Source organism: Micromonospora sp. RV43 (assembly GCF_001029515.1).
Lineage (GTDB): Bacteria > Actinomycetota > Actinomycetes > Mycobacteriales > Micromonosporaceae > Micromonospora > Micromonospora aurantiaca.
The window spans coordinates 1-13,505 of record NZ_LEKG01000197.1 but is presented as its reverse complement, the minus strand read 5'-3'; the positions used below and the strand labels follow the sequence as shown (position 1 = coordinate 13,505).

Annotated in this window: 13 protein-coding genes; 10 read left to right on the top strand and 3 right to left on the bottom strand. The window is 73.5% G+C overall.

The features are described 5' to 3' along the window. The 6 genes from ABD52_RS32225 to ABD52_RS32200 all read left to right on the top strand — a co-directional run. A partial coding sequence (locus tag ABD52_RS32225) for a MaoC/PaaZ C-terminal domain-containing protein (RefSeq protein ID WP_047894225.1) occupies nucleotides 1-769 on the top strand: 769 nt, incomplete at its 5' end. Nucleotides 770-849: 80 nt separating this feature from the next. After that, on the top strand, nucleotides 850-1,608 hold the full coding sequence (locus ABD52_RS32220) for an NUDIX domain-containing protein (protein ID WP_013283411.1): 759 nt from the start codon (nucleotides 850-852) through the stop codon (nucleotides 1,606-1,608). Continuing rightward, a complete protein-coding gene (locus ABD52_RS32215) occupies nucleotides 1,605-2,588 on the top strand; it encodes a serine/threonine protein kinase (RefSeq protein WP_013283410.1) in 984 nt (327 codons plus the stop codon). The genes ABD52_RS32220 and ABD52_RS32215 overlap by 4 nt, the downstream gene beginning before the upstream one ends. Before the next feature lie 10 nt (nucleotides 2,589-2,598). Further along, on the top strand, nucleotides 2,599-3,558 hold the full coding sequence (locus tag ABD52_RS32210; protein ID WP_013283409.1) for a hypothetical protein: 960 nt from the start codon (nucleotides 2,599-2,601) through the stop codon (nucleotides 3,556-3,558). Beyond that, complete coding sequence (locus ABD52_RS32205) at nucleotides 3,555-4,814, top strand: adenylosuccinate synthetase (protein ID WP_047894224.1); 1,260 nt, start codon at nucleotides 3,555-3,557, stop codon at nucleotides 4,812-4,814. Before ABD52_RS32210 ends, ABD52_RS32205 begins: the two co-directional genes overlap by 4 nt. A gap of 24 nt (nucleotides 4,815-4,838) precedes the next feature. Continuing rightward, a complete protein-coding gene (locus tag ABD52_RS32200) occupies nucleotides 4,839-5,462 on the top strand; it encodes a DedA family protein (protein ID WP_030273382.1) in 624 nt (207 codons plus the stop codon). Nucleotides 5,463-5,507: 45 nt separating this feature from the next. On the opposite strand, the gene ABD52_RS32195 is transcribed toward ABD52_RS32200, so the two are convergent. Then, the gene (locus tag ABD52_RS32195) at nucleotides 5,508-6,149 is read right to left on the bottom strand and encodes a TetR/AcrR family transcriptional regulator (RefSeq protein WP_030273380.1); all 642 of its coding nucleotides are present in this window, start codon (nucleotides 6,147-6,149) and stop codon (nucleotides 5,508-5,510) included. Nucleotides 6,150-6,227: 78 nt separating this feature from the next. Between ABD52_RS32195 and ABD52_RS32190 the strand changes: the two genes are divergently transcribed. From ABD52_RS32190 to ABD52_RS32175, 4 genes are all read left to right on the top strand, one after another. Continuing rightward, a complete protein-coding gene (locus ABD52_RS32190) occupies nucleotides 6,228-6,680 on the top strand; it encodes an SCP2 sterol-binding domain-containing protein (protein ID WP_013283405.1) in 453 nt (150 codons plus the stop codon). Nucleotide 6,681: 1 nt separating this feature from the next. Beyond that, complete coding sequence (locus ABD52_RS32185; protein WP_047894223.1) at nucleotides 6,682-7,896, top strand: acyl-CoA dehydrogenase family protein; 1,215 nt, start codon at nucleotides 6,682-6,684, stop codon at nucleotides 7,894-7,896. Between the two features lie 165 nt (nucleotides 7,897-8,061). Continuing rightward, entirely contained in the window at nucleotides 8,062-9,627 is a 1,566-nt protein-coding gene (locus ABD52_RS32180) for an AMP-binding protein (protein WP_013283403.1), read from the top strand. 77 nt (nucleotides 9,628-9,704) lie between these two features. After that, nucleotides 9,705-11,207 carry a N,N-dimethylformamidase beta subunit family domain-containing protein gene (locus tag ABD52_RS32175; RefSeq protein ID WP_047894222.1) on the top strand — a complete coding sequence of 501 codons (1,503 nt, stop codon included), beginning with the start codon at nucleotides 9,705-9,707 and terminating at the stop codon, nucleotides 11,205-11,207. On the opposite strand, the gene purD is transcribed toward ABD52_RS32175, so the two are convergent. Both purD and ABD52_RS32165 read right to left on the bottom strand, forming a co-directional pair. Then, nucleotides 11,191-12,438: a phosphoribosylamine--glycine ligase gene (gene purD, locus ABD52_RS32170; RefSeq protein ID WP_047894221.1), complete on the bottom strand. Its 1,248-nt coding sequence runs from the start codon at nucleotides 12,436-12,438 to the stop codon at nucleotides 11,191-11,193. The two genes, ABD52_RS32175 and purD, sit on opposite strands and share 17 nt — an antisense overlap. A 90-nt stretch (nucleotides 12,439-12,528) precedes the next feature. Next, a partial coding sequence (locus ABD52_RS32165) for a hypothetical protein (RefSeq protein ID WP_368665025.1) occupies nucleotides 12,529-13,505 on the bottom strand: 977 nt, incomplete at its 5' end.

Below are 13,505 nucleotides of genomic sequence, written 5' to 3'. Positions count from 1 at the left end.
TCGCGGGGCGGACGTACCGGGGCTTGAACTGGGCGTCTCGGGGGTCGCTGTGGATCAGCGGCACCTGGCGGACTACGACCGGGTGTGCGGGTTCCGGCTGACCGACCGGCTGCCGGCGACGTACCTGCACGTGCTCGGATTCCCGCTGTCGCTGCGGCTGATGACGGGTCCGGGCTTCCCGATCCCGCTCACCGGCGTGGTGCACGTGGCCAACCGGATCACCGTGCACCGCCCGGTCGAGGTCGGCGAGAGCGTCGACTTCCACACGTACGCGGAGAACCTGCGCCCGCACGAGCGGGGCCGCCAGCTCGACGTGGTGCTGGTCGGCTCGATCGGCGGCGAGGAGGTGTGGCGCGGCGTGTCCACGTACCTCGGGAAGGAGCGCACCGCGGGCGGCGGCCCGCGGCGCGACCGGGGTGACCGCCCGGCGCCGCCGGCCGCCTCGGCGCGGTGGCGGGTGACGCCCCGGGTGGGTACGGACTACGCGCGCGTCTCCGGCGACCACAACCCGATCCACACCTCGAAGCTGGGCGCGCGGCTGTTCGGCTTCCCGCGCCCGATCGCGCACGGCATGTGGAGCAAGGCCCGCTGCCTGGCCGCGCTGGAACCCCGGCTGCCCGAGGCGTACACGGTGGACGTGTCGTTCAAGCTGCCGGTGCCGTTGCCGTCCACTGTCGCGTTCAGTGCCTCGCCGACCGGCGAGGGCTGGGACTTCGCGCTGCACAGCGCCCGGGACGGAAGGCCGCATCTGGTCGGTTCGGTGCGCTGAGCGAAAGAGGGGACTTGCCGTCCCCTCTTTTCGGCGCTAAGTTGTTCTCAGATTGAGTTGTTCTCAACCTGAGAGAGTGAGTGGCCGTGAACGAGCAGGAGTTCCTCGCCGGGTACGACCCCCGGGACTACCCGGCGGTCGCGGTCACCGTCGACGTGGTCGCCCTGACCATCCGCGAGGGCGCGCTGCACCTGCTGCTGATCCGCCGCGGCGCGCCGCCCTACGAGGGGCACTGGGCACTGCCCGGCGGCTTCGTCCAGCCGGACGAGGACCTCGCCGCGGGCGCCCGGCGCGAGCTGGCCGAGGAGACCGGCCTGGGCGGTGAGCGGCTGCGCCGGGTGCACCTGGAACAGCTCGGCAGCTACGGCGCCCCGGACCGCGACCCCCGCATGCGCGTGGTCTCGGTCGCGCACCTGGCGTTCGCCCCCGACCTGCCCGACCCGGTCGCCGACACCGACGCCGACGAGGCGATCTGGCTGCCGGTCACCGCGCTGACCAGCCGGCAGCTCGCCTTCGACCACGGCCGGATCATCGACGACGGTCTGGAGCGCGCCCGCTCCAAGCTGGAGTACACGCCTCTCGCCACCCGGTTCCTCGCCCCCGAGTTCACAGTCACCGAGCTGCGGGAGGTCTACGAGACGGTCTGGGGCCACCCGCTGCACGCCGGCAACTTCCACCGCAAGGTGCTCTCGGTGCCCGGCTTCGTGGAGAGCACCGGCGCCAGCACCGAACGCGGCGGCGCGCGCGGCGGCCCCCGGGCCAAGCTCTACCGCGCCGGAGACGCCCGGCTGCTGCACCCGGCGCTGCTGCGCCCCGCCCGGGAGGAGACGGTTCGGTGAGGACCGAGGAGGCGATCCGGCTGGTCACGGCCGCGCGCACCGACGCCGACCTGTTCGGTACGCAGGAGCCGGCCCGCCGCTACCGCGAGCTGGTCGGCGCGCTGCACCCCGACCGGCTGGGCGCGGCCGACCCGGGGGTACGCGCCGCCGCGGCCGACGCGCTCGTCACAGTCACCACCCGGTGGCGCACTCCCGCCCCCACGTACACCGGCGACGTCGCCACCCTGCACGAACGGAAGGAAGGGCCCCCTGTTAACGCCTCCGGTAGAGGAGGGGCCCCTTCTTATCACCTGGCCAAGGTGTGCCGGCACCCGAGCGACAACGACCTGATGGCCCGCGAGGCACGCGCGTTGCGGCGGATCGCCGAGCGCGGCGACGCCAAGCACCTCGCGTACGTGCCCCGGCTCGTCGACTCCTACCCGGCGCGTGACCCGTCGACGGGCGTGCAACGGCAGGTCAACGAGCTGGTGACCGTACCCGGGCTGCGAAGCCTGGACGACGTGCGCCGCGCGTACCCGGACGGGCTGGACCCGCGCGACGCGGCCTGGATGTGGCGGCGGCTGCTCGTGGCGCTCGGCCTGGCCCACCGGGCCGGCGTCGTGCACGGCGCGGTGCTGCCCCGGCACGTGCTGATCGAGCCGGACGCGCACGGCCTGGTCCTCGTCGACTGGTGCTTCTCGGCCGAGCCGGGCGGGCTCGTGCCGGCGCTGGTGCCCGGCCACGAGGACTGGTATCCGCCGGAGGTCGCCGCGAAGCGGCAGTGCGGGCCGGGCACCGACATCGCGCTCGCCGCCCGCTGCATGACCTGGCTGATGGGCGACCGCGCGCCGCGCGAGCTGCGCGCCTTCGCCGACGGCTGCCAGGGCACCGCGCTCGCCACCCGGCCCGACGACGCCTGGCGGCTGCTGCGCGAACTGGACGAGGTGCTGCACCGGCTGTACGGGCCACGCACCTTCCGACCCTTCACCCTCAACCCGTAGGGAGGCTGCCATGGGCAGTGGAATCTGGTCCACCGACGTGTACGACGCCGCCGACCGTTACCGGCGCCGCACCGGCAAGAGCGCGTTCTCCTACAGCGACAGCGGCGCCCGCAAGGTGCACCCCGCACTCGACCCGCGCGACGCGCTGCGGGAGAGCCGCGACTCCGCCGAGCACCCGCAGTCGACGCCGATCGCCGTGCTGTTCGACGTCACCGGCTCGATGGGCCACGTGCCCCGGGTGCTGCAGAGCAAGCTGCCGCAGCTGCTCGGCCTGCTGCTGCGCCAGGGGTACGCGAAGGACCCGCAGGTCATGTTCGGCGCGATCGGCGACGCCACCTGCGACCGGGTGCCGTTGCAGGTCGGGCAGTTCGAGTCCGACAACCGGATGGACGACGACCTCGGCCGGATCGTGCTGGAGGGCGGCGGAGGCGGCCAGATGATGGAGTCGTACGAGCTGGCGCTCTACTTCATGGCCCGGCACACGGCCACCGACAGCTGGGACAAGCGTGGCCGGCGCGGCTACCTGTTCATCATCGGCGACGAGCTGGCGTACCCGGCGGTGAAGACCGCTGAGGTGAGCCGGCTGATCGGGGACGGCCTGGGCGAGGACATGCCGGTCCGGCAGATGGTGGACGAGGTGACCGCGCGCTGGGACACCTACTACCTGCTGCCCGCCGGCAGCCACTACGCGGGCAACCGCAAGGTGCTGGACTTCTGGCGCGGCCTGCTCGGGCAGAACGCGGTCGAGCTGGACGACCTGGACGCGGTCTGCGAGACGATCGCGCTCACCGTCGGCCTCGGCGAGCAGGCCATCGACCTCGACGCCGGGCTGCGCGACCTGGACCGGGCCGGCTCGACGGCCACCCGGACCGTCTCGAAGGCCCTCGCCCAGGTCGGCTCGGGCCGGCGCGCGGTGGCGACGCTGCCGTTCAGCCCGGCCGACGGCGGAAGCGGGGTCACCCGGCTGTGAACCACGTGACGGTGGTCGACCTCGGCTACGGCGACGCCGGCAAGGGCACAGTGGTGGACCTGCTCTGCGCCACCCGGCAGGTCCACACGGTGGTCCGGTTCAACGGGGGCGCGCAGGCGGCGCACAACGTCGTCCTGCGCGACGGGAGGCACCACACGTTCGCGCAGTTCGGCGCCGGGACGTTCCGTCCCGGGGTACGCACGCACCTGGCGCGGCACGTGGTGGTGGACCCGCTGGCGCTGGCCGCCGAGGCCGACCACCTCGCGTCGGTGGGCGTGCCCGACGCGCTCGACCGTCTGACTGTGGACGGGGAGGCGCTGCTCGCCACCCCGTACCACCGGGCCGCGAACCGCGCCCGGGAGATCGCCCGGGGAGCCGACCGGCACGGCTCCTGCGGGCTCGGGGTGGGCGAGGCGGTCGCGTACGGCCTCGCCCACCCCGACGAGGCACCCCGGGTGGCTGACTGCCGCCGCCCGGCGGTGCTGCGCCGGCGGCTGACCGCGCTGCGGGACCGGCTCACCGCCGAGCTGGGCCCGCTCGACGCGCCACCGGTGGACGACTGCCTGCCCGCGTACGCGGCCTTCGCGCGCCGGGTGGCAATCGTCGACCGGACCTGGCTGGCAGGTGCCCTGCGCGAGGGCACCTGCGTGTTCGAGGGCGCGCAGGGGGTGCTGCTGGACGAGTGGCACGGCTTCCACCCGTACACGACGTGGAGCACCACGACGTTCGCCAACGCCGAGACGCTGCTCGCCGAGGCGGGCATGGCCGGGACCGCGCAGCGGCTCGGCGTGCTGCGCACGACCACCACCCGGCACGGTCCCGGGCCGCTGGTCACCGAGGACGCGGCGCTGCCGTTCCGCGACCGGCACAACGGAACGAACCCCTGGCAGGGGCGGTTCCGGTTCGGGCACTTCGACGCGGTCGCCCACAGGTACGCGCTGGAGGTGGCAGGTGGCGTGGACGGGCTGGCGCTCACCCACCTCGACCTGGCCCGGCCCGAGCTGCGGATCTGCCGCCGGTACGAGGGCCTGGACCGGCTCGTCCCCGGCCCGGCCGGTGACCTGGACCGGCAGGCGGCGCTCACCGAGCGGCTGATGCGGGCTCGGCCGGTGCTGGACGAGTCGCCTGCCGACTGGCCGGCTGCGGTCTCGGAGGCGCTGGGCGCGCCGGTGGTGCTCACGTCGCGCGGGCCGACGGCCGAGGAGAAGGAAGGGCCCCTTGTTAACGCCTTTTGTATGGGAAGGGCCCCTGCTTAACACCGCACCCCCGAGCATGGGTGCATGGGGGACGTGCTCGACCTGCTGCACCACACGGTGACGTCGCCGTGGGTGTACCTGGTGATCATCGCGGTCACCGCCGTCGACGCGTTCTTCCCGGCGGTGCCGGGCGAGACAGTGGTGATCACCGCCGGGGTCTTCGCGGCCGGCGGCGAGCCGAACCTGGTGCTGGTGATCGTGACCGCCGCGTTCGGCGCGCTCGCCGGCGACCACATCTCGTACGCGATCGGGCGCGGCGGCGGCGCGCACCGGCTGGCCCGCTTCCCAGCGGACAGCAGGCGGCGGGCCAGCTCGGAGTGGGCCCGCCGGGCGGTCGACAGGCGCGGCGGGATGATCCTGACCACCGCCCGGTACGTCCCCGGCGGCCGGACCGCCGTCACGCTGACCATGGGCGCGGTCCGCTATCCCGCGCGCACGTTCCTGCTGTACGACGGCCTGGCGTGCACCACCTGGGGGATCTACTGCGGGCTGCTCGGCTACTTCGGCGGCCTGGCGTTCGAGCACAACCCGCTGTCCGGGCTGCTCGCCGGCGTGGCCATCTCGCTGGCCGTCACCGGCCTGTTCGAGGCCGTCCGCTGGGGCCGGCGGCGGGCGCACCGGCGGGCTGCCGCCCGGCGCGACTGTTAACAAGGGGCCCTTCCACTACCGGAGGCGTTAAGAAGGGGCCCTTCCTTACCCCGCGGCGGGCGGGTGCCAGGTGACGCCGCGCAGGAGCTGGTCGGCGCCGAGCCAGGCCACGTTCATCATCCGGGTCGCTGTCTTCCCGGCGTCGGCCTCAGGGTGGTCGGCCAGCCAGTCGGCGAGCGACTCACTGGCGCCCACCAGCCCGTACGCGACCACCTCCAGGTCGGTGGCGCCGACCTCGCGGCCGGAGGCGCGCAACGCGTGGTCGAGCATGCCGGCGACCACCTCGACCAGCCGGCCGCGCATGGCGGCGAGTTCGGCGGCGAACGGCTGGGAGCCGCGGGCCTGCCGGTAGAGGACCGCCCAGCCGTCCCGGTGCGCGCCGACGAAGCCGAAGAACGCGCGCAGTCCGCGCCAGAGCCGCTCGTCGGCGGGCAGGTCGGGGGCGGCCGCGCCGGCGATCGCCTCCATCATCCGGGTGCTCTCCCGGTGCAGGCAGGCGATGAAGAGTTCCTCCTTGGTGCCGAGGTAGGCGTACACCATCGGCTTGGAGATGCCGGCGTCGTCGGCGATCTCGTCCATGCTGGCGGCGTGGAAGCCGCGGCGGGAGAACACCTTCACCGCCGCGTCGAGCATCTGCTGCTCGCGCACGGCGCGGGGGAGGCGCTTGAAGGTCGGCGTGCTGGACACCCTTGCGAGCATACCTACCCGTGCGTAAGGTTACGCCAGAGTAACCAAAGTGGCCCCGCCCGAGAGGTGCAATCCCCCATGACTGACTTCGACCCGGCCAACTTCGCGAACGTCGGCCCGAAGGAGTTCGCGCAGCTGGTCAAGTCCACGCCGGACGCCAAGATCAACGAGATCATGTCCGGCGAGGCGCGCGGCAAGATCCTCAGCGAGGTCTTCAACCGGATGCCCACGCTGTTCCGCGCGGACCGCGCCGGTGCCACCAACGCGGTCATCCACTGGAACATCACCGGCCGTCCGGACGGTGGCACCGACACCTACGAGATCGTCATCGAGAACGGCACCTGCACCGTCTCGGAGACCGCGACCCGCGACCCGAAGCTGAGCCTCACCATGGGCCCGGTCGAGTTCCTGAAGATCGTCTCCGGCGGCGCCAACCCGGTGATGATGTTCATGACCGGCAAGCTGAAGGCCAAGGGCGACCTGGGCCTGGCCGCCAACATCGCCAACCTGTTCGACATCCCCAAGGCCTGACATGGCCGAGTTCTCGCTCGACCTGAACGAGGAACAGCGGGACCTTCGCGACTGGGTGCACGGCTTCGCCGCCGAGGTCGTGCGCCCGGCCGCGGCCGAGTGGGACGCCCGGGAGGAGACTCCCTGGCCGATCATCCAGGAGGCCGCGAAGGTCGGCCTGTACGGGTTCGAGTTCCTCGCCACCTGCTGGGCCGACCCCACCGGCCTCTCCCTGCCGATCGCCAGCGAGGAACTCTTCTGGGGTGACGCCGGCATCGGCCTGAGCATCTTCGGCACCTCCCTCGCGGTCGCTGCGATCTACGGCGCCGGCACCCCCGAGCAGCTCGTCGAATGGGTGCCGCAGTGCTTCGGCGACGTCGACTCCCCGGCCGTGGCCGCGTTCTGCACGAGCGAGCCGGAGGCCGGATCCGACGTCGGCTCGATGCGTACCCGCGCCGTCTACGACGAGGCCACCGACGAGTGGGTGCTCAACGGGCAGAAGGCGTACGCCACCAACGGCGGCATCGCCGGGGTGCACGTGGTCACCGCCTCGATCGAGCCCGAGCTGGGCTCGCGCGGCCAGGCCGCGTTCGTCGTACCCCCTGGCACTCCCGGTCTGACCGCCACCCGCAAGCTGCGCAAGCTGGGGCTGCGCGCCTCGCACACCGCGGACGTCTTCCTCGACGACGTCCGGGTGCCAGGCCGCTGCCTGCTCGGCGGCAAGGACGCGCTCGACGAGCGGCTGGCCCGCGCCCGGTCCGGGCAGCGCGCCTCCGGCCAGGCGGCGATGCGGACGTTCGAGCTGTCCCGCCCGACAGTCGGCGCGCAGGCGCTCGGCGTGGCCCGCGCCGCCTACGAGTACGCCCTGGACTACGCCAAGGCGCGGGTCCAGTTCGGACGACCGATCATCTCCAACCAGGCGGTCGCGTTCGCGCTCGCCGACATGAAGATGGAGATCGACGCGGCCCGGCTGCTGGTCTGGCGCGCCTCCTGGATGGGCCGCAACAACCGGCCGTTCACCGCGGGCGAGGGCTCGATGTCCAAGCTCAAGGCCGGTGAGGTGGCCGTCTCGGTGACCGACAAGGCGGTCCAGCTTCTCGGCGGCGCCGGCTTCCTGCGCGACCACCCCGTCGAGCGGTGGTACCGCGACGCCAAGATCTACACCATCTTCGAGGGCACCTCCGAGATCCAGCGGCTGGTCATCTCCCGGGCCATCTCCGGGATGCAGATCCGCTGACCGCCGGCGAGCCGCGGCCCGGCCCGTGACGACGTCTCACGCCGTCGGGCCGGGTCGCCGCTCCCGGGCCGACCCGAACCGCGATCGGGCGCAGGATCATGCCGAACCGGACGGCCGACCGTCCGGAGCCTGGTCGACGAACCACGAACGCGAAGGAGTTGCGCCGTGGACCTGCCGTTCATCGCCGCCACGCTGACCCGACGTGGACTGCTCGCCCCGGGCGGACCGATCCGCGTGGTCTCCCAGCTCAACGCGCTGCGCCGGTGGGGCTGGAGCCTCGCCGGGGAGCTGCGCCAGGCCGCCGCCCGCGACCCCGGCCGTGTCGCCGTGGTCGACGAGCAGGGCGCCACCATGACGTACCAGGAACTGCTCGACCGCTCCGAGCGGCTGGCCCGGTCGCTGCGCTCCCACCTCGGCGTGCAGACCGGCGACCGGGTCGGTGTGCTCTGCCGCAACCACCACGGCCTGATCGAGGCGATAGTGGCAGCGATGCTGCTCGGCGCGGACGCCGTCCTGGTCAACACCGGGCTGTCCGCCGCGCAACTGGTGACTGTGGCCGAGGAACAGGGCCTGCGCGTCCTGGTGCACGACGGCGAGTTCACCGAGCGCGTCCTCGGCCTCCCGGCCGAGCTGCACCGGGTCGACGAGCGGCGGCAGGAGGAGCTGATCGCCGCCGCCGTACCCGGCGAGAAGCTCCAGCCGCCGGAGCGCGACGGCCGCACCATCGTGCTGACCTCCGGCACCACCGGCGCGCCCAAGGGCGCCCGCCGGCCTACCCCGCACGGCTTCGGCCCGCTGGTGTCCATCATCGACCGCATACCGCTGCACGCGCGGGACACCGTGATGATCGCCGCGCCGATCTTCCACACCTGGGGGTACGCCGCGCTTCAGGTGTCGTTCGCGCTGCGCGCCACAGTCGTACTGCACCGACGCTTCGACCCGGCCGCCACTCTCGCCGCGCTCGCCGCTCAACCGTGCGACGCGATGTTCGCCGTACCGGTGATGCTGCAACGGCTGATGGAGGTCGCGCCGCCGCAGCCCCGGCCGCCGCTCAAGGTGGTCGCGGTCAGCGGATCCGCGCTGCCCGGCAACCTGGCCACCGCGTTCATGGACCGGTACGGCGACGTGCTCTACAACCTCTACGGCTCGACCGAGGTCTCCTGGGCCTCCATCGCCGGCCCGGCCGAGCTGCGCGCCGCGCCCACCACCGCGGGCCGGCCGCCGCACGGCACCCGGCTGGCCATCCTGGACGAGACCGGCCGGCCGGTCCGCGACGGCGAGGTCGGACGGATCTTCGTCGGCAACGAGATGCTGTTCGAGGGCTACACCTCGGGCGCCGGGCGGGAGAGCCGCGACGGCCTGCTCGACACCGGCGACCTGGGCCGGCTGAACGCCGACGGCCTGCTCTTCGTCGACGGCCGGGCCGACGACATGATCGTCTCGGGCGGCGAGAACGTCTTCCCGTCCGAGGTGGAGGATCTGATCGCCCGGTTGCCGCAGGTCCGCGAGGTCGCCGTGATCGGCGTACCGGACCCCGACTACGGCCAGCGACTGGCCGCGTTCCTCGCGCTGCGCACCGGCGAGACGCTCGACCCGGAGGCGGTCCGCGAGTACGTCCGGCGCTACCTGGCCCGCTTCTCCGTGCCCCGCGACGTGGTGTTCGTCAAGTACCTGCCGCGCAACGCCACCGGCAAGGTGCTCACCCGGGAGCTGCGCCGCTACTTCGACTGATCCACATCGGTCACACGGCTGCCGTCCTCCGGTGCTACGGTCTCCCCCGATCGAACGGGGAAACGGGGAGCACCACAATGGACAGGCTTCGGCGGCGTACCGCACTCGGCCTCCTCGTCGGCGGCGCGTCCGCCGCCGCGCTCGGCCCGTTCGACCCGGTCCTCGGCGGCCGGCCCGACGACTCACCCACCCGGTGGCCGGTCCCGCCCGTCGAGCGGGAGAACCGCGCCGCCGGTGAGCCGTGGTGGCCCGAGCACGGCGGCCGGGCCGCCGACGACCGGCGGCGCCAGATCCAGGGGTACGCCTCGACGACGAGCGTCGCCCCCGGCGAGGAGATCGACTTCCACGTCGCGGTCAACCCGGGCGGCCGGTTCCGGATCAGCGTGCACCGCCTCGGCTGGTACGACGGCGCGGGCGCCCGCACGATGCTGACCAGCCCCGAACTGCGCGGCGTACCGCAGCCGGTGCCGGTGGCCGACCCGGACACCGGTGTGCTCGACTGCCGGTGGCCGGTGTCCTGGCGCCTGTCCGTCCCGCACGGCTGGACCTCCGGCCTCTACCAGGCGGTCTTCACCTCGGCCGACGGCTGGCGGGCCTGCACGCCGTTCGTGGTACGCGACGACCGGCGCCCGGCCGCGCTCTGCGTGGTGCTGCCGGTGACCACCTGGCAGGCGTACAACCAGTGGCCGCGCGACCGGCGGACCGGCAAGAGCCTCTACAACGGCTACCGGGCCGACGGGCGGCGCGACCCGGCGCTGCGGGCGCGCGCTGTCACGTTCGACCGCCCGTACTCCGGCGCCGGCCTGCCCACCCACTTCGACCGCGACGAGGCCGCGATCCGGTGGCTGGAACGCAACCTCTACGACGTCAGCTACGCCACCAGCTTCGACCTGCACTCCGGGCGCCTCGACCCGGCCCGGTACCGGGGTCTGGTGTTCTGCGGGCACGACGAGTACTGGTCGGCCGAGATGCGCCGCGCCACCGAGGTCGGCCTGGACGGGGGCACCAGCCTCGCGTTCCTCGGCGCGAACAGCGTCTACTGGCACGCCCGCGTACGCGCCGCCGCCGACGGCCGCCCCGAACGGCTCGTCGAGTGCGCCAAGACGCTTCCCGACCCGGGCGCGGGCACCGGCGACCCGACGGTGACCTGGCGCAACCTCGACCGGCCGGAACAGGCGCTGCTCGGCGTGCAGTACAACGGCATCGTGGTGACCCCGCAGCCGCTCGTGGTGCGCGCCGCAGACAACTGGGTGTGGGCCGGCACCGGCGTGGCCGACGGCGACCGCATCCCGGGCGTGGTCGCGGGCGAGGCGGACGGGCTGCACGCGGCCCTCCCGCGGCCCGCCGGGACCACGCTCAGCTCCTCGCCGTACCCGGCCCAGCAGGGCGGCCGACGGCTCCAGAGCAGCTACGTCCACGAGACGGCACGCGGAGCTGTCGTCTTCGCCAGCGGCACGCTCGGCTGGACCCTGGCACTGGACCGGCAGGGGCACCGCGACCCGCGCATCGAGCGGGCCACGGCGAACGTGCTCAACCGGATGGCCGGCCGGCGCCCCGGGCCGGTCAGCCCGGAATCGTGACCCGGCCGTCCACGGCCGCCGCCGCGATGTCGGTGCGGTGGTGGGAACCGGCCAGCTCGACGTCGCGTACCAGGGCGTAGGCGGCGTCGCGCGCGGCGGCCAGGTCCGGCCCGGTCGCCGTACCGCAGAGGACCCGGCCCCCCGCGGAGCGCAACGTGCCGTCGGCGTCCCGGCGGGTGCCGGCGTGGATGATCCCGGCGCGGTCCGCGCCGGTGATCACGTCACCGGTACGCGGGCCCGCCGGATAGCCGTCGGCCGCCACCACGACCGTCACGGCCGCGCCGTCGCGCCAGCGCAGCGGCGGGTGCGCGCCGAGCGTGCCGGTGGCGGCGGCGTGCAGCAGCCCGGCCAGCGGCGTCTCCAGCAGGGCGAGTACGACCTGCGTCTCCGGGTCGCCGAAGCGCGCGTTGAACTCGATCACCCGCGGGCCGGACGGGGTGATCGCCAGGCCCACGTAGAGCAGGCCGGCGAACGGGGTGCCCCGGCGGCGCAGCTCCGCCAGCGTCGGGTGCACCACGTCGCGCATCACGTCGTCGACCAGATTCGGCGGGGTCCACGGCAGCGGCGCGTACGCGCCCATGCCGCCGGTGTTCGGCCCGGTGTCGCCGTCGCCGACCCGCTTGAAGTCCTGCGCCGGCAGCAGCGGCACCGCCGCCTCGCCGTCGGTGACCACGAACAGGGAGACCTCGGGACCGGACAGGTACTCCTCGATCACCACCCGGCCGCACTCCGCGGCGTGCCGCTCGGCGACCGCCCGGTCGTCGGTGACCACCACACCCTTGCCGGCGGCGAGTCCGTCGTCCTTCACCACGTACGGCGCGCCGAACTCGTCCAGCGCGCGCCCCACCGCCGCCGCGTCCTCGCAGGTGTACGCGCGGGCGGTCGGCACCGCCGCGGCGGTCATCACGTCCTTCGCGAACGTCTTCGAGCCCTCCAGCCGGGCCGCCTCCGCGCTCGGGCCGAACACCGCGATGCCCTTGGCGCGTACCGCGTCGGCGACGCCCGCCACCAGCGGCGCCTCCGGCCCGATGACCACCAGGTCGGTAGCGACCTCGACGGCGAGGGCCGCCACTGCTGCCGGATCGGTGGGTGTCACCTCCCGAAGTTCGGCCACCGCAGCGATCCCCGGATTCCCCGGAGCCGCGACGAGCGCCTCGACAGCCGGGTCACCGGCGAGTCCGAGCGCGAGAGCGTGCTCCCGCCCACCACCACCCACAAGAAGTACGCGCACGACCGGCATCCTACTGACCACCCCACCCCTTCCCGTCGATCATGAAGTTGACGGCAGGATGTGAGATCGACATCGCCGTCAACTTCATGGTCAACGCCGGGTCCTTGCAGCCACCGCCGCGCGGACGACCTGGGGGATGTAGTCGGGGCGGAGGGTGTCGGGCCAGGTGAACCTGAGGACGGTCCAGCCGGCGTTGGTCAGGCGGTTCTGCCGTTGCCGGTCGTCGAAGAGCGCGCCGGGCGTGGAGTGCGGCTCCCTGCCGTCCGCCTCGGCGATCACCCGGGCGGCCCGCCAGCCCATGTCGCCGATGCCGAGCAGATAACCGTCGGCGTCACGCACCTCGATCTGGAGAGCGTCCGGCGGAACGCCGCCGTCGACACACCGCAGCCGGGTACGCGTCTCCAGCGGCGACTGGGCGGCGCCGTTCGCCTCGGCCAGGTGGCGACGCGCGTTCACCACGCCCCGCCGCCCCGCGATCAGGGCGGGGATGGCCCCGAACTCGTCCTCGCTGATCCGTCCCTGGTTGAGCGCCGAATCGAGCAGAGCCACCGCGAAGTAGCGACGCACCCGGAGGACGAGTTCCGCGAGCGTGTGCGTGGGAGCCGTCACCGGAATGCCGTCGACGGTCGTCAGCGCCTGCTCGGGATGCTCGAACTGGTGCAACGTCACGGCGGGATCCTTGACGCGGGCCGGCCGGGCCGCGCGGCCCGGGACCGCGACGTGTATCGCGCCCGTTCTCGGCAGCCCCGCGATCCCGTGCAGCTCGGCAGCCGTACCGAGAACGGCGTGCGCCTGCGGGCCCAGCGACAGGACCGCCGCCCGGATCTGACGACGTCGCTCCACGCCGTCGGATCCGGCGCTCTCGACGGCGTAGGTCGCGCGAGCCAGCCGCTGCCACCGCCGCGAGGTGAGGAGATTGTCGATCTCGTACCTGCTGTAGCCGGCCCGGAGCGCCTGCGCACGGGTGACGACGCCACCCTGGCCACTCGCGATCTGCCGGATCACCCAAGCCCGTTCCACCCACCGAGCGTCCCCGCGTACCCCACCCGCGCGAAGCCCTTGTGGAC